At 69.5% G+C, this 15,838-nt stretch carries 12 protein-coding genes; 11 read left to right on the top strand and 1 reads right to left on the bottom strand.

All coding sequences use genetic code 11. The features are described 5' to 3' along the window. Positions 1–22 precede the first annotated feature (22 nt). The 10 genes from nuoE to nuoN are packed head-to-tail and all read left to right on the top strand — an operon-like array spanning position 23 to position 12,972. Positions 23–763, top strand: coding sequence for an NADH-quinone oxidoreductase subunit NuoE (gene nuoE / locus M1203_RS05885; protein WP_249948536.1), 741 nt, complete (start codon positions 23–25; stop codon positions 761–763). Continuing rightward, positions 763–2,124: an NADH-quinone oxidoreductase subunit NuoF gene (gene nuoF, locus M1203_RS05880; RefSeq protein WP_249948391.1), complete on the top strand. Its 1,362-nt coding sequence runs from the start codon at positions 763–765 to the stop codon at positions 2,122–2,124. The genes nuoE and nuoF overlap by 1 nt, the downstream gene beginning before the upstream one ends. Then, positions 2,121–4,664, top strand: coding sequence for an NADH-quinone oxidoreductase subunit G (locus M1203_RS05875; RefSeq protein WP_249948390.1), 2,544 nt, complete (start codon positions 2,121–2,123; stop codon positions 4,662–4,664). The genes nuoF and M1203_RS05875 overlap by 4 nt, the downstream gene beginning before the upstream one ends. Beyond that, a complete protein-coding gene (gene nuoH / locus M1203_RS05870) occupies positions 4,661–6,061 on the top strand; it encodes an NADH-quinone oxidoreductase subunit NuoH (RefSeq protein WP_249948389.1) in 1,401 nt (466 codons plus the stop codon). Before M1203_RS05875 ends, nuoH begins: the two co-directional genes overlap by 4 nt. Continuing rightward, positions 6,054–6,659 carry an NADH-quinone oxidoreductase subunit NuoI gene (nuoI, locus tag M1203_RS05865; protein ID WP_249948388.1) on the top strand — a complete coding sequence of 202 codons (606 nt, stop codon included), beginning with the start codon at positions 6,054–6,056 and terminating at the stop codon, positions 6,657–6,659. Before nuoH ends, nuoI begins: the two co-directional genes overlap by 8 nt. Beyond that, on the top strand, positions 6,656–7,534 hold the full coding sequence (locus M1203_RS05860; RefSeq protein ID WP_249948387.1) for an NADH-quinone oxidoreductase subunit J: 879 nt from the start codon (positions 6,656–6,658) through the stop codon (positions 7,532–7,534). The genes nuoI and M1203_RS05860 overlap by 4 nt, the downstream gene beginning before the upstream one ends. Beyond that, on the top strand, positions 7,531–7,830 hold the full coding sequence (nuoK, locus tag M1203_RS05855; RefSeq protein WP_030351371.1) for an NADH-quinone oxidoreductase subunit NuoK: 300 nt from the start codon (positions 7,531–7,533) through the stop codon (positions 7,828–7,830). Before M1203_RS05860 ends, nuoK begins: the two co-directional genes overlap by 4 nt. Before the next feature lie 14 nt (positions 7,831–7,844). After that, positions 7,845–9,740, top strand: coding sequence for an NADH-quinone oxidoreductase subunit L (nuoL, locus tag M1203_RS05850; RefSeq protein WP_249948386.1), 1,896 nt, complete (start codon positions 7,845–7,847; stop codon positions 9,738–9,740). Positions 9,741–9,745: 5 nt separating this feature from the next. Beyond that, positions 9,746–11,323, top strand: a complete 1,578-nt coding sequence (locus M1203_RS05845) for an NADH-quinone oxidoreductase subunit M (protein ID WP_249948385.1) — start codon at positions 9,746–9,748, stop codon at positions 11,321–11,323. Continuing rightward, positions 11,320–12,972, top strand: a complete 1,653-nt coding sequence (nuoN, locus tag M1203_RS05840) for an NADH-quinone oxidoreductase subunit NuoN (protein ID WP_249948384.1) — start codon at positions 11,320–11,322, stop codon at positions 12,970–12,972. Before M1203_RS05845 ends, nuoN begins: the two co-directional genes overlap by 4 nt. Before the next feature lie 98 nt (positions 12,973–13,070). Here the strand turns inward: nuoN and fahA are convergent, their stop codons facing one another. Then, positions 13,071–14,294, bottom strand: coding sequence for a fumarylacetoacetase (gene fahA, locus M1203_RS05835; RefSeq protein ID WP_249948383.1), 1,224 nt, complete (start codon positions 14,292–14,294; stop codon positions 13,071–13,073). 442 nt (positions 14,295–14,736) lie between these two features. Here fahA and M1203_RS05830 point away from each other — a divergent pair, with 442 nt between their 5' ends. Continuing rightward, positions 14,737–15,747 carry a polyprenyl synthetase family protein gene (locus M1203_RS05830; RefSeq protein ID WP_249948382.1) on the top strand — a complete coding sequence of 337 codons (1,011 nt, stop codon included), beginning with the start codon at positions 14,737–14,739 and terminating at the stop codon, positions 15,745–15,747. Positions 15,748–15,838: the final 91 nt, after the last annotated feature.

Raw genomic sequence — 15,838 nt, 5'->3', positions numbered from 1 at the left:
CAACGCAGAGGTGAGCCTGGGGATGCCACAGCTCCCCGCTCCCGACTACCCGGCCGATGTGCGCGCCAGGCTGGAAGCGGACGCCAAGGAGATCATCGGCCGCTACCCCGGCTCCCGGTCCGCGCTGCTCCCGCTGCTGCACCTCGTGCAGTCCGAGGAGGGGTTCGTCTCCCGTACGGGGATGGCCTTCTGCGCGGAGCTGCTCGAACTGACCACCGCCGAGGTCACGGCCGTCGCGACGTTCTACTCCATGTACCGCCGCAAGCAGGGCGGCGACTACCAGGTCGGCGTCTGCACCAACACGCTCTGCGCGGTGATGGGCGGCGACGCCATCTTCGACGCGCTCAAGGAGCATCTCGGCGTCGGCAACAACGAGACGACCGAGGACGGCAAGGTCACCCTCGAACACATCGAGTGCAACGCGGCCTGCGACTTCGCGCCGGTCGTGATGGTGAACTGGGAGTTCTTCGACAACCAGACGCCCGACAGCGCCAAGCGGCTCGTCGACGACCTCCGCGAGGGAGGGACCGTCCAGCCCACCCGCGGCGCCCCCCTGTGCACCTACAAGGAGACCGCGCGCATCCTCGCCGGCTTCCCCGACGAGCGCCCCGGCGCCGTCGAGGCGACCGGCGGCGCCGGACCCGCGTCGCTGGTCGGCCTGCGGCTCGCCAAGGGCGAGGCACCCCAGCGGGTGGTACGGCCCCGGGACGGCGCGCATCCGCAGAACGAATCGCAGCCGGGCGCAGCCGAGGAGGGGGAGTGATGACAGTGGCCGCCGCGCTCAACGAGAACGGGACCAGCCCCGAGAAGATCCTCGCGCCCGTCCTGTCCGCCTTCTGGGACCAGCCGGAGTCCTGGACACTGGAGACCTACGAGCGCCACGAAGGGTACGAGGGGCTCAAGAAGGCCCTCGCGATGCCGCCCGACGACGTCATCGCCTACGTCAAGGACTCGGGCCTGCGCGGCCGAGGCGGCGCGGGCTTCCCCACCGGGATGAAGTGGCAGTTCATCCCGCAGGGCGACGGCAAGCCGCACTACCTCGTCGTCAACGCGGACGAGTCGGAGCCGGGCACCTGCAAGGACATCCCGCTCCTCTTCGCCAATCCGCACTCCCTCATCGAGGGGATCGTGATCGCCTGCTACGCGATCCGCTCGCAGCACGCGTTCATCTATCTGCGCGGCGAGGTCGTCCCCGTACTGCGCAGGCTGCACGAAGCGGTCCGCGAGGCCTACGCGGCGGGGTATCTCGGCAAGAACATCCTGGGCAGCGGGCTCGATCTCGATGTCATCGTGCACGCGGGCGCGGGCGCGTACATCTGCGGTGAGGAGACCGCGCTGCTCGACTCCCTGGAGGGCCGTCGCGGACAGCCCCGGCTGCGTCCTCCCTTCCCGGCGGTGGCGGGCCTCTACGCCTGCCCCACCGTGGTGAACAACGTCGAGTCCATCGCGTCCGTTCCCGCGATCCTCAACCGCGGCAAGGACTGGTTCAAGTCGATGGGCAGCGAGAAGTCCCCGGGCTTCACGCTCTACTCGCTCAGCGGCCATGTCACCAGCCCGGGCCAGTATGAGGCCCCGCTCGGTGTCACCCTGCGCCAGCTGCTCGACATGAGCGGCGGCATGCGCGCGGGCCACCGGCTCAAGTTCTGGACACCGGGCGGCTCCTCGACCCCGATGTTCACCGACGAGCACCTCGATGTCCCGCTGGACTACGAGGCGGTGGGCGCCGCCGGCTCCATGCTCGGCACGAAGGCCCTCCAGTGCTTCGACGAGACCACCTGCGTCGTCCGGGCCGTCACCCGCTGGACCGAGTTCTACGCCCATGAGTCCTGCGGCAAGTGCACGCCGTGCCGCGAGGGGACGTACTGGCTGGTGCAGTTGCTCCGCGATATCGAGGACGGCAAGGGACAGCTGTCCGACCTCGACAAGCTCAACGACATCGCCGACAACATCAACGGCAAGTCCTTCTGCGCGCTCGGCGACGGAGCCGCGTCCCCGATCTTCTCCTCGCTCAAGTACTTCCGCGAGGAGTACGAGCAGCACATCACCGGCAAGGGCTGCCCCTTCGACCCCGCGAAGTCCACCGTCTGGGCAGACCGGAACCCGCACCTGGAGGTGAACGCATGACCGTGACGACGAGCGCTCCCTCCGGCGGCGGCGAGCCGGCGGTCCCGCCCGAGGACCTGGTCTCGCTGACCATCGACGGCATCGAGATCTCCGTCCCCAAGGGGACCCTGGTCATCCGCGCCGCCGAACTCCTCGGCATCGAGATCCCGCGCTTCTGCGACCACCCGCTCCTGGACCCGGCCGGCGCCTGCCGCCAGTGCATCGTCGAGGTGGAGGGCCAGCGCAAGCCGATGGCCTCCTGCACCATCACCTGCACCGACGGCATGGTCGTCAAGTCGCAGCTGACCTCGCCGGTCGCCGAGAAGGCCCAGCGCGGGGTGATGGAGCTGCTGCTCATCAACCACCCGCTGGACTGCCCGGTCTGCGACAAGGGCGGCGAGTGCCCGCTCCAGAACCAGGCCATGCAGGTCGGCGACCCGGACACCCGCTTCGAGGGCAAGAAGCGCACGTTCCAGAAGCCCGTCCCGATCTCCACGCAGGTGCTGCTCGACCGTGAGCGGTGTGTGCTGTGCGCGCGCTGTACGCGCTTCTCCAACCAGATCGCGGGCGACCCGATGATCGAGCTGATCGAGCGGGGCGCGCTCCAGCAGGTCGGCACCGGCGAGGGCGACCCGTTCGAGTCGTACTTCTCCGGGAACACCATCCAGATCTGCCCGGTCGGGGCGCTGACCTCGGCCGCGTACCGCTTCCGCTCCCGCCCGTTCGACCTGGTGTCCTCGCCGAGCGTCTGCGAGCACTGCGCGGGCGGCTGCGCCACGCGGACCGACCACCGGCGCGGCAAGGTCATGAGGCGGCTGGCCGCCAATGACCCGGAGGTCAACGAGGAGTGGCTGTGCGACAAGGGGCGGTTCGGCTTCCGCTACGCGCAGAAGCCCGACCGGCTCACCACCCCGCTCGTACGGAACGGGGACGGCGTCCTCGAACCGGCGAGCTGGCCCGAGGCGCTGGAGGCCGCGGCCCGCGGTCTGAGCGCGGCGCGCGGCCGGGCGGGGGTCCTCGCGGGCGGCCGGCTCACCGTTGAGGACGCCTACGCGTACGCCAAGTTCGCCCGGGTCGTCCTCGACACCAACGACATCGACTTCCGCGCGCGCGTGCACAGCACCGAGGAGGCCGACTTCCTGGCCGCCCATGTCGCGGGCCACGGCCGCGACCTGGACGGCACGGGGCTCACGTACACCATGCTGGAGAAGGCTCCGGCCGTGCTGCTCGTGGGCTTCGAGTCCGAGGAGGAGGCGCCCGGCGTCTTCCTGCGGCTGCGCAAGGCGCACCGCAACCGCGGCCAGCGCACGTTCTCGCTGGCCACCTACGCCACCCGCGGTCTGGAGAAGGCCGGCGGCACGCTGCTGCCCGCCGCGCCGGGCACCGAGACCGAGTGGCTGGACGCGCTGGCGGCCAATCCGGTCAGCGCCGGACTCGAAGGGGACGGCGAACGGGCCTCCCAGGCGCTGCGCGAGCAGGGCGCCGTGATCGTCGTCGGTGAGCGGCTGGCGGCCGTGCCGGGCGGGCTCACCGCCGCCGCGCGGGCCGCCACCGCGACCGGCGCGAGGCTGGTGTGGATCCCCAGGCGGGCCGGCGAGCGCGGCGCGCTGGAGGCGGGCGCGCTCCCGTCGCTGCTGCCCGGCGGCCGTCCCGCCACCGACCCGCGGGCGCGTCAGGAGACCGCGGCGGTCTGGGGCGTGAGCGAACTGCCGCGCGCCTACGGCCGGGACACCGACCGGATCATCGAGGCCGCCGCCACCGGCGAGCTGACCGCCCTGGTCGTCGCGGGTGTGGAGGTCGCGGATCTGCCGGACCCGGCGTCCGCGCGGGCCGCGCTGGACGCCGTCGGCTTCCTCGTCTCGCTGGAGCTGCGGCCGAGCGAGGTCACCGAGCGGGCCGATGTGGTCTTCCCGGTGGCCGCCGTCGCGGAGAAGTCGGGCACGTTCCTCAACTGGGAAGGCAGGGCGCGGCTGTTCGAGGCCGCGCTGAAGCCGGAGCAGATGACCCGGCGCCTGGCACCGAGCGACGCGCGCGTGCTGCACATGCTGGCCGACACGCTCGCCGCCACCTCGGACGCCGACGGGATCGGCGACTTCGGACTGCCCGACCTCAGGGCCGTACGCGCCGAGCTGGAACGGCTCGGCCACTGGGAGGGACCGCGCGCCACCGAGCCGCTGGAACCGTCCCGTCCGGTGCCCAGGCCCGGCGAGGGCGAAGCCGTACTCGCGGGCCACCGGCTCCTGCTCGACCTCGGTCTTCTCCAGCAGGGCGACGACGCGCTGGCCGGCACCCGGCACGCGGCGGTCGCCAGGCTCTCCACCGCGACGGCCGCCGAGACGGGCGTCAAGAACGGCGACGAGCTGTCCGTCACCGGCCCATCGGGCACGGTCACGCTCCCGCTCCAGGTCACGGAGATGCCGGACCGGGTGGTCTGGCTGCCGCTCAACTCGACGGGCGGCGGGGTCCTCGCGGACACCGGCTCCCGCCCCGGCACGCTCGTCCGTATCGGCCCGGCCGAGCCCGGCGACACGGCCACGGAAGCACCGGAGGTGCGCGCATGACCGCCTTCGCCCAACTCGCGACGGCCCCGGGACCGGTCCTCGCCGTCGAGGACCTGTCGATGTTCGGCCGCGACCCGTGGTGGCTCGTGGTCGTCAAGGCGGTGTTCTGCTTCGCGTTCCTGCTGCTGACCGTGCTCTTCGCCATCGTGTGGGAGCGCAAGGTCGTCGCCTGGATGCAGCTGCGCATCGGCCCGAACCGGCACGGCCCCTGGGGGATGCTCCAGTCCCTCGCCGACGGCGCCAAGCTGATGTTCAAGGAAGACATCATCGTCAAGCGCGCGGACAAGGTGGTCTACGTCCTCGCGCCGATCATCGCGGCGGTGCCGGCGTTCATGGCGATCGCCGTGATCCCGTTCGGCCCGGCCGGCAACGAGGTCTCGATCTTCGGCCACCGCACCACGATGCAGCTGACCGACCTGCCGATCGCGATGCTCTACATCCTCGCCGTCGCCTCGGTCGGGATCTACGGCATCGTCCTCGCGGGCTGGTCGTCGGGGTCGACGTATCCGCTGCTCGGCGGGTTGCGCTCGTGCGCGCAGATGATCTCGTACGAGATCGCCATGGGCGCCGCGTTCGCGTCGGTGTTCCTCTACTCGGGGTCGATGTCGACCTCGGCGATCGTCGAGGCCCAGGCCGACCGCTGGTACATCATCCTGCTGCCGGTCTCCTTCATCATCTACATCGTCACGATGGTGGGCGAGACGAACCGCGCCCCCTTCGACATGCCGGAGTCCGAGGGCGACCTCGTCGGCGGCTTCAACACCGAGTACTCATCGATCAAGTTCGCGATGTTCATGCTCGCCGAGTACATCAACATGGTCACCGTCTCGGCCGTCGCCGCCACGCTCTTCCTCGGCGGCTGGCGCGCCCCGTGGCCGATCTCCACCTTCTGGGAGGGCGCGAACCACGGCTGGTGGCCGCTGCTCTGGTTCGTCCTCAAGGTCCAGCTGCTGCTGTTCTTCTTCATCTGGCTGCGCGGCACGCTGCCGCGCGTGCGCTACGACCAGCTGATGAAGCTCGGCTGGAAGGTGCTGATCCCGGTCTCGGTGGTCTGGCTGATGGTCGTCGCGACCGTACGGGCCCTGCGCAACGAGAACTACGGCTTCCAGTCGATCGTGCTGTACGTCCTCGGGGCGGTCATCGCGATCCTGCTGCTCTCCTTCGTCGTGGACATCTTCCGCGACAGGAAGGAGAAGGCCGCGGCGGCGAACGAACCGGAGCCCCCGGCCTTCGACCCGATGGCGGGCGGATTCCCCGTACCGCCGCTGCCTGGACAGGAGTTGCCGCCCGTACCGCGCAGGCGGCCACGACGTGACCGCGAGCTGATTGTCAGTGGCGGGGGCAATACTGTGAGTGACGGTACCGAGAGTGACGGAAAGGAGGCTGACAGTGTCTGACTCTTCGCCGGGGGACATCCCGCGTCCCCCCCGGAATCCGGTGGCCGGCTTCGGCGTGACCTTCAAGGCCATGTTCAAGAAGCGGCTGACCGAGCAGTACCCGGAACAGCAGAAGGTGACGGCGCCGCGCTTCCACGGCCGGCATCAGCTGAACCGGCATCCGGACGGGCTGGAGAAGTGCATCGGCTGCGAGTTGTGCGCCTGGGCGTGCCCGGCGGACGCGATCTATGTGGAGGGCGCGGACAACACGGACGAGGAGCGCTACTCCCCGGGGGAGCGCTACGGCCGCGTCTACCAGATCAACTACGCGCGCTGCATCCTGTGCGGTCTGTGCATCGAGGCCTGCCCGACCAGGGCGCTCACGATGACCAATGACTTCGAGCTGGCCGACAGCTCCCGCGAGAACCTGATCTATACGAAGGAGCAGCTTCTCGCGGGCCTTCAGGAAGGCATGGTCGAGACACCGCACTCGATCTTCCCGGGCACCGACGAACAGGACTACTACCGGGGGCTGGTCACCGAGGCCGCGCCGGGCACGGTCCGGCAGGTCGCGGTCAGCAAGGGCGAGAAGCCGACGGACGAGGAGGTCGGTGCATGAGCCTGCTCGCCGCGTCCTCCCTCGCGTCCGTCCTGCCCGTTTCCTCTCTCACCTCGGCTTCCTCTCTCACCACCGCCGCCACGACGACCTCGACCGGTGAGGCCGTCCAGTTCTGGATCCTCGGCACCGTCGCCGTGATCGGCGCTCTCTGCACGATCCTGATGAAGAAGGCCGTGCACAGCGCGCTGTGCCTGGCCGCCACGATGATCGTCCTGGCGGTCTTCTATCTCGCCAACGGGGCGTATTTCCTGGGCGTGGTGCAGATCGTCGTCTACACCGGCGCGATCATGATGCTGTTCCTCTTCGTGGTGATGCTCGTCGGTGTCACGGCCGCCGACTCCCTCAAGGAGACGCTGAAGGGCCAGCGTTGGTGGGCCGCCGCCTGCGGGCTGGGCTTCGGGGTCCTGCTCATCGCCGGGATCGGCAACGCCTCGCTGAACTCCTTCACCGGGCTCGGCCAGGCCAACGCCGGCGGCAATGTCGAGGGACTGGCCGCCCTGATCTTCACCCGGTACGTGTTCGCCTTCGAGATCACCGGCGCGCTGCTGATCACCGCGTCGGTCGGCGCGATGGTGCTCACGCACCGGGAGCGGACCGAACGGGCCAAGACCCAGCGGGAGCTGGCCGAGGAGCGCGTACGCAAGGGCACGCAACTGCCCCCGCTGCCCGCCCCCGGTGTCTACGCCCGGCACAACGCGGTGGACATCGCCGGTCTGCTGCCCGACGGCACCCCGTCCGAGCTGACGGTCAACAAGACGCTGAAGGACCGCGGGCAGATCCGCGATGTGTCGAACGAGGCCATCGCGGACCTCAAGGCGCTGGAGCAGCGGTCGTCGGAGCGGCTGGGCCGCGAGGATGAGGAGGTCAAGCGATGAATCCGGTCAACTACCTCTATCTCGCCTCGCTGTTGTTCACCATCGGCGCGGCCGGGGTGCTGATCCGGCGGAACGCGATCGTGGTGTTCATGTGCATCGAGCTGATGCTGAACGCCTGCAACCTCGCGTTCGTCGCCTTCTCCCGGATGCACGGCAATCTCGACGGCCAGATCATCGCCTTCTTCACGATGGTCGTCGCCGCCGCGGAGGTCGTGGTCGGGCTCGCGATCATCGTGTCGCTGTTCCGTTCCCGCCACTCGGCCTCGGTCGACGACGCCAGCCTGATGAAGCTCTGAGGGGTCGCTGAATCGTGGAGAACTTGATTGCGCTGCTCATCGCGGCGCCTCTGCTCGGAGCGGCGGTGCTGCTGTGCGGCGGCCGTCGGCTCGACCGCGTGGGCCACTGGCTCGGCACGCTGCTGGCCGCCGCGTCCTTCGTGATCGGTGTCGTGCTCTTCAGCGACATGCTCGGCAAGAGCGGCGAAGGCCGCTCCCTGCACCAGCATCTGTTCAGCTGGATCCCCGTCGAGGGGTTCCAGGCGGACATCGCCTTCCAGCTCGACCAGCTGTCGATGACCTTCGTCCTGCTGATCACCGGCGTGGGCACGCTGATCCATATCTATTCGATCGGGTACATGGAGCACGACGAGCGGCGCCGCCGCTTCTTCGGCTATCTGAACCTGTTCCTGGCGGCGATGCTGCTGCTGGTCCTCGCCGACAACTACCTGCTGCTGTACATGGGCTGGGAGGGTGTGGGGCTCGCCTCGTACCTGCTCATCGGGTTCTGGCAGCACAAGCCCAGCGCGGCGACGGCCGCCAAGAAGGCGTTCCTGGTCAACCGGGTCGGCGACATGGGTCTGTCGATCGCGATCATGCTGATGTTCACCACCTTCGGGACCTTCGCCTTCGGCCCCGTGCTGTCGTCCACGGGCGACGCGACGGAGGGCAAGCTGACGGCGATCGGCCTGATGCTGCTGCTGGCCGCGTGCGGCAAGTCGGCCCAGGTGCCGCTCCAGTCCTGGCTCGGTGACGCGATGGAGGGCCCGACCCCGGTCTCGGCCCTGATCCACGCGGCGACGATGGTGACGGCGGGCGTGTATCTGATCACCCGCTCCGGCGCGATCTTCAACGCGGCGCCGGACGCACAGCTGGTGGTCGTCGTGGTCGGCGCGGTGACGCTCCTGTTCGGTGCGATCGTCGGTTGCGCGAAGGACGACATCAAGAAGGCCCTCGCGGGCTCGACGATGTCGCAGATCGGGTACATGATCCTGGCGGCGGGCCTCGGCCCGATCGGCTATGTCTTCGCGATCATGCACCTGGTGACGCACGGCTTCTTCAAGGCCGGGCTCTTCCTCGGTGCCGGTTCGGTCATGCACGGCATGAACGACGAGGTCGACATGCGGAAGTACGGCGGTCTGCGGAAGTACATGCCGGTCACGTTCGTCACGTTCGGTCTCGGCTATCTGGCGATCATCGGCTTCCCCGGGCTGTCCGGCTTCTTCTCCAAGGACATGATCATCGAGGCCGCCTTCGCCAAGGGCGGGACGCAGGGCTGGATCCTCGGCGCCGTCACGCTGCTGGGCGCCGCGATCACCGCGTTCTATATGACGCGCGTGATGCTGCTGACGTTCTTCGGCGAGAAGCGCTGGCAGCCCGATGAGAAGGGACACGAGCCGCACCCGCACGAGTCCCCGAAGTCCATGACCATCCCCATGGTCATCCTGGCCTTCGGCTCGGTCTTCGCCGGCGGGTTCTTCGCCATCGGTGAGCGCTTCGTGCACTGGCTGGAGCCCGTCACCGGATACTCCCACGGGAACTCGCCGGTCAGCGCGGCCACCGTCACCACGGCCACCGTGGTCGTGCTGGTCATCGGGGTCGCCGTCGCCTGGGTCATGTACGGACGCAAGCCCGTGCCGGTGACCGCCCCGCGCGGCTCGCTGCTCACCCGCGCCGCCCGCCGCGATCTCCTCCAGGACGACTTCAACCATGTGGTCCTGGTCCGCGGCGGCGAGCACCTCACCCGCTCCCTGGTCTATGTCGACCACACCCTGGTCGACGGAGTGGTCAACGGCACCGCCGCGTCGTTCGGCGGGCTCTCCGGCCGGCTGCGCAAGCTGCAGAACGGCTACGCCCGCACCTATGCGGTCTCGATGTTCGGAGGTACGGCAGTGCTCATCGCCGCGACCCTGCTGATGAGGGCGGTGTAACGGACATGTCGTTCCCGCTCCTGACAGCCACGGCCGTGCTGCCCGCGGTCGGCGCGATCGTCACGGCGGCCGTCCCGGCCGCCCGGCGCACCGCCGCCAAGTGGCTGGCGCTGTTCTTCTCGCTCGCCACGCTCGTGCTGGCCGCCGTCGTGGTGGTCCGCTTCGAGCCCGGTGGTGACCGCTATCAGCTCACCGAATCGCATGCCTGGATCTCCGACTTCGGGGTCCGTTACGAACTGGGCGTGGACGGCATCGGGGTGGCGCTCCTCGCGCTGACCGCGCTGCTGATCCCCTTTGTGATCCTGGCCGGCTGGCATGACGCCGACCCGCTGGAAGAGGTGAACCCGAACCGCCGCTGGCGGCCGACCCAGGGCTTCTTCGCGCTGATCCTGATGGTCGAGGCGATGGTGATCCTCTCGTTCGAGGCCACCGACGTCTTCCTCTTCTACATCCTCTTCGAAGCCATGCTCATCCCGATGTACTTCCTCATCGGCGGCTTCGGCGACCGCGCCCACAGCGGCGGGGACGAGGCGGCGGCCACCCAACGCTCGTACGCCGCCGTCAAGTTCCTCCTCTACAACCTGGTCGGCGGCCTGATCATGCTGGCCGCCGTCATCGGGCTCTATGTCGTCGCGGGCAGCTTCTCGCTCTCCGAGATCGCCGAGGCGCGGGCCAACGGCTCGCTGTCCATCGCGACCGACACCGAGCGATGGCTCTTCCTCGGCTTCTTCTTCGCCTTCGCGGTGAAGGCGCCGCTGTGGCCGCTGCACACCTGGCTGCCCAACGCCATGGGCGAGGCCACCGCGCCCGTCGCCGTACTGATCACCGCCGTGGTCGACAAGGTCGGCACGTTCGCGATGCTGCGCTTCTGCCTCCAGCTCTTCCCGGAGGCGTCCAAGTGGGCCACCCCGGTGATCCTGGTGCTCGCGCTGATCAGCATCGTCTACGGCGCGCTGCTCGCGGTCGGCCAGCGGGACATGAAGCGGCTGATCGCGTACGCGTCGATCTCCCACTTCGGCTTCATCATCATGGGCATCTTCGCGATGACCAGCCAGGGCCAGTCGGGCGCCACGCTCTACATGGTCAACCACGGGATCTCGACGGCCGCGCTGATGCTGGTGGCCGGCTTCCTGATCACCCGGCGCGGCTCGCGGCTCATCGCGGACTACGGCGGGGTGCAGAAGGTCGCGCCGGTTCTCGCCGGGACGTTTCTGATCGGCGGGCTCGCGACGCTCTCGCTGCCGGGGCTCTCGCCGTTCGTGAGTGAGTTCCTGGTCCTGGTCGGTACGTTCAGCAGATATCCGGTGATCGGCATCATCGCCACCATCGGCATCGTCCTCGCCGCGCTCTATGTCCTCGTGCTCTATCAGCGCACGATGACCGGGCCGGTGAAGGCCGAGGTCAGGTCGATGCCGGATCTGCGCGTCCGGGAGCTGGTGGTCATCACCCCGCTGATCGCGCTGCTTCTCTTCCTGGGCGTCTATCCGAAGCCGCTGACCGAGATCGTCAACCCGGCGGTGGAGCACACGCTCTCCGACGTACAGCAGACCGATCCCAAGCCCGAGGTGGAGGCCGCTCCATGAGTGCGACTGTCGTCCACAGCCTGTGGACAACGACGGCGGCCGACGGGATCACCAAGATCCCGGCCCCGAACATCGAGTACGCGCAGCTGTCACCCGTACTGATCGTGCTGGGCGCGGCGGTCCTCGGCATCCTGGCCGAGGCGTTCGTCCCGCGCCGGGGCAGGTACCACACACAGCTGTTCCTCTCCGTGGTCGCCCTGGCCGCCGGTTTCGCGGCGGTGGTCGGGCTCGCGGCCGGCGGATACGGCACGACCAAGAAGCACATCGCGGCCATGGGCGCCATCGCCGTCGACGGCCCGGCGCTCTTCCTCCAGGGCACGATCCTGCTGGCCTCGATCGTCGCCGTGTTCACCTTCGCCGAGCGCAAGCTCGACCCGGAGGCCCATGGCAACCGCGTCGACTCCTTTGTGGCGCAGGCCGCGGCCGTACCGGGCAGCGACAGCGAGAAGGCGGCGGTCAAGGCCGGGTTCACCACCACCGAGGTGTTCCCGCTGGCCATGTTCGCCGTCGCGGGCATGCTGGTCTTCCCGGCGGCCAACGATCTGCTGACGCTCTTCATCGCGCTGGAAGTCTTCTCGCTCCCGCTCTACCTCCTGTGCGCCCTCGCCCGCCGCAAGCGGCTGATGTCGCAGGAGGCGGCGGTCAAGTACTTCCTGCTGGGCGCCTTCTCGTCGGCGTTCCTGCTCTTCGGGATCGCCCTGCTGTACGGATACGCGGGCTCCGTCTCGTACGCGCGGATCGCGGAGGTCGTCAACGGCACCGTCCAGAACGTCAACCCGGCCCTCGCCGACACCATGGGCAATGACGCGCTGCTGCTGATCGGCGGCGCGATGGTCCTGATGGGGCTGCTCTTCAAGGTCGGCGCGGTGCCGTTCCACATGTGGACTCCGGACGTCTACCAGGGCGCGCCCACGCCGGTCACCGGCTTCATGGCCGCGGCGACCAAGGTGGCGGCCTTCGGCGCGCTGCTGCGGCTGCTGTATGTCGTGCTGCCGGGGCTGCGCTGGGACTGGCGGCCGGTGATGTGGGGCGTCGTCATCGTCACGATGCTGGGCGGCGCGATCGTCGCCATCACCCAGACCGACATCAAGCGCCTCCTGGCGTACTCCTCGATCGCGCACGCCGGCTTCATCCTGGCCGGTGTGATCGCGGGGACGAGCGAGGGTATCTCGTCCGTCCTCTTCTATCTGGGGGCGTACTCCTTCGTCACGATCGGCGCGTTCGCGGTCGTTACGCTGGTGCGCGACGCGGGCGGCGAGGCGACGCATCTGTCCAAGTGGGCCGGGCTCGGGCGGCGTTCGCCCCTGGTGGCCGCGGTCTTCGCCGTCTTCCTGCTCGCCTTCGCCGGTATCCCGCTGACCTCGGGCTTCTCCGGGAAGTTCGCGGTCTTCAAGGCGGCGGCGGACGGCGGCGCGGGCGTGCTGGTCGTGATCGGTGTGATCGCCTCGGCGATCGCCGCGTTCTTCTATATCCGGGTCATCGTGCTGATGTTCTTCAGCGAGCCGAAGCCGGAGGGCCCGACGGTCGCGGTGCCGTCGGCCCTGACGACGACGGCGATCGCGGTCGGCGTCGCGGTCACGCTGGTCCTGGGCGTGGCCCCGCAGTACTTCCTGGATCTGGCGGGCCAGGCGGGCGGGTTCGTGCGGTAGCCCGGGGGCGCCCGCACGCCGCTGCCCGCGGGGTGCGTGCGCCGCCGCGTAACGAGCCGGCTGCCCGGCACCCGTCCGCGGGTGCCGGGCAGTCCGGTTCAGGCGGGCACGATCCGGCCCGTGACCTCGCCGAGGCCGACCCGGGTGCCGTCGGGACCCGGGGCCCAGGCGGTCAGGGTGACCACGTCGCCGTCCTCCAGGAATGTCCGGCCGCCGTCGGGGAGTTCCAGGGGCTCGGTGCCGTTCCAGGTGAGTTCGAGCAGGGAGCCGCGCTGCTCGCGCTCCGCGCCGCTGACCGTGCCGGACGCGAAGACATCGCCCGTACGGAGCGAGGCGCCGTTGACCGTCATATGGGACAGCTGCTGGGCCGCCGTCCAGTACATGGTGGAGAACGGCGGCTCGGAGATGACCCGGCCATTGAGCGAGACGGAGATCCGCAGATCGAAGCCGCCCGGCTCCTCGTCGTCCGCGTCGTCCAGATAGGGAAGCAGCTCGGCGGTACGGGCCGGGGGCGCCACCCGGGCCGCGTCCAGGGCCTCCAGCGGGGTCACCCAGGCCGAGACGGAGGTGGCGAAGGACTTCCCGAGGAACGGGCCGAGCGGCACGTACTCCCATGCCTGGATGTCGCGCGCCGACCAGTCGTTGAGGAGCGACAGCCCGAAGACATGGTCACGGAAGGACGTCTGCTCGACCGGACTGCCCTGCCGCGAGGGCGTCCCGACGACAAAGGCGACCTCCGCCTCGATGTCGAGCTTGACGGAGGGGCCGAAGACCGGCGCCGGGTCGGAGGGCGCCTTGCGCTGTCCCGACGGGCGCGTCACATCCGTACCCGACACGACGATCGTGCCGGCCCTGCCGTGGTAACCGATCGGCAGATGCTTCCAGTTGGCCGGCAGCGCGTCTCCGTCGGGGCGGAAGATCCGGCCCACATTGGTGGCGTGGTGCTCGCTCGCGTAGAAGTCGACATAGTCCGCGATCTCGTACGGCAGATGCAGGGTGACCGAGCCGAGCGGATGGAGCAGGGGCTCTATGTCCGCGCGGTGCGCGGGCACCGTGACCCAGGCGGTGAGGGCCCGGCGGACATCGCGCCAGGCCGTACGGCCCGCCGCCATCAGGGGGTTGAGGCTCGGCCTGGCCAGCAGTGCCGCGTACGGGGAGCCCAGGGCGTGCGCCGCCGCTCCCGCGTCGAGCACGTGGTCGCCGATACGGACCCCGAGCCGGCGGCGGTCGGGCTCGTCGGCGGTGGAGAAGACTCCGTACGGGAGGTTGTGCGGGCCGAAGGGATCTCCCTCGGCCGGTTCGAGCGGGCTCTGCTCGGGCATTGGTGCTGCCTCGCTTTCCGGATCGATGCAGGACACGTTACGTCGCTGTTGCCCAGCCGCGGCAGTGGCAAAAAGTCCGTCTTGACCCAATGGGGCGGCGATGTGGGGTGTCGTCTCGTGCGGGAAGCCGGTGCGGATGGCGGCGGGGGTGCAGGCGGGGGGAGTGGGCGGAGGCATGCCGGTCGCCTCGTGGTTGCCTCGTACCCCGGCGGGCGGTCCCGACCATGATCATCGCCGCGTGATGGCCGCTCCCTGTTCGCTCGGGGTTCGGTCACTGTTCGGGACGAAAGCACTACTCCTGGTCGTATGGCTGATCCCGAACATACCGGCGGGTCCGGGAAGGCGCCCACGGTGATCGAAAGGCGACCGGATAGGCTGACTTGAGTGGAGACGCCGACACATCGACAATCCGTGTGATCGTCAGCAGACAGGAGTACCTCTCGTGACCGTCGTCGGGCCGTTCGGGGTGAGCGTGCGGGACCAGGCTCTTGAGGCCGATGTCCAGACCGGGTTGGCGGCTGTCGAGGCAGGACTGCTCGATGCCACCAAGAGCGACGTGCCCTTCATCACGGAGGCTGCCCAGCACCTGGTACGGGCGGGCGGCAAACGTTTCCGGCCTTTGTTGGTCATGCTCGCGTCACAATTCGGCGATCCGTACGCGCCCGGTGTCGTCCCCGCCGCGGTGGTCGTCGAGCTGACCCATCTCGCGACGCTGTACCACGACGACGTGATGGACGAGGCGGAGGTCCGCCGGGGCGTGGACAGCGCCAACGCGCGCTGGGGCAACTCGGTCGCCGTCCTCACGGGTGACTTTCTCTTCGCGCGCGCGTCGCACATCCTGGCCGATCTGGGGCCCGAGGCGGTACGGATCCAAGCCGAGGCGTTCGAACGGCTGGTGACGGGCCAGATCCTGGAGACCGCGGGACCGCGCGACGGCCGCGACCCGGTCGCGCACTACCTCGACGTCCTGGGCGGCAAGACCGGTTCGCTGGTCGCGGTCTCCTGCCGCTTCGGCGCGATGACCTCCGGCGCGGACGAGTCGGTCGTCGACATCCTCACCCAGTACGGGGAGCGCCTGGGAGTCGCTTTCCAGCTCGCGGACGACGTTCTCGACATCGCCAGTGACTCGCACGAGTCGGGCAAGGTGCCCGGCACGGATCTGCGTGAGGGCATCCCCACGCTGCCCGTGCTGCTGCTGCGCGCCCAGGCCGAGGCACACGGCCGCCCCGACGACCTCGCGCTGGTCGAGCTGCTGGACGGCGATCTGGCGGACGACGCGCGGCTCTCGGAGGCGCTGCGGCGGCTGCGCGCGCATCCGGCCCTGGAGCAGGCGCGCAGGGACACGGTGCGGTACGCGCAGGAGGCGCGGGCGACGCTGACGCCGCTGCCCGAGGGGTACGCGAAGTCGGCGCTGATCGAGCTGTGCGACGCCGTGGTCCACCGGGCGGGCTGACGGGGCGTCTGTCCGCCCTGCGTGGCGTGCGCTGACGTGGCGTGAGCCGCCGGAGGTCCCGAGCCGGGAACCGGACCGGCGGAATCCTGTC

The organism is Streptomyces sp. 35G-GA-8 (assembly GCF_023534745.1).
Lineage (GTDB): Bacteria > Actinomycetota > Actinomycetes > Streptomycetales > Streptomycetaceae > Streptomyces.
The sequence above is the reverse complement of the archived record's forward strand: the minus strand, read 5'-3'. Positions and strand labels throughout refer to the sequence as shown.

Bases quoted from the DNA above. Each gene is read 5' to 3' on its own strand.
- nuoE (WP_249948536.1), top strand. From the start codon at position 23: ATGCCACAGCTCCCCGCTCCCGACTACCCGGCCGATGTGCGCGCCAGG.
- nuoF (WP_249948391.1), top strand. From the start codon at position 763: ATGACAGTGGCCGCCGCGCTCAACGAGAACGGGACCAGCCCCGAGAAG.
- M1203_RS05875 (WP_249948390.1), top strand. From the start codon at position 2,121: ATGACCGTGACGACGAGCGCTCCCTCCGGCGGCGGCGAGCCGGCGGTC.
- nuoH (WP_249948389.1), top strand. From the start codon at position 4,661: ATGACCGCCTTCGCCCAACTCGCGACGGCCCCGGGACCGGTCCTCGCC.
- M1203_RS05860 (WP_249948387.1), top strand. From the start codon at position 6,656: ATGAGCCTGCTCGCCGCGTCCTCCCTCGCGTCCGTCCTGCCCGTTTCC.
- nuoK (WP_030351371.1), top strand. From the start codon at position 7,531: ATGAATCCGGTCAACTACCTCTATCTCGCCTCGCTGTTGTTCACCATC.
- M1203_RS05845 (WP_249948385.1), top strand. From the start codon at position 9,746: ATGTCGTTCCCGCTCCTGACAGCCACGGCCGTGCTGCCCGCGGTCGGC.
- nuoN (WP_249948384.1), top strand. From the start codon at position 11,320: ATGAGTGCGACTGTCGTCCACAGCCTGTGGACAACGACGGCGGCCGAC.
- fahA (WP_249948383.1), bottom strand. From the start codon at position 14,294: ATGCCCGAGCAGAGCCCGCTCGAACCGGCCGAGGGAGATCCCTTCGGC.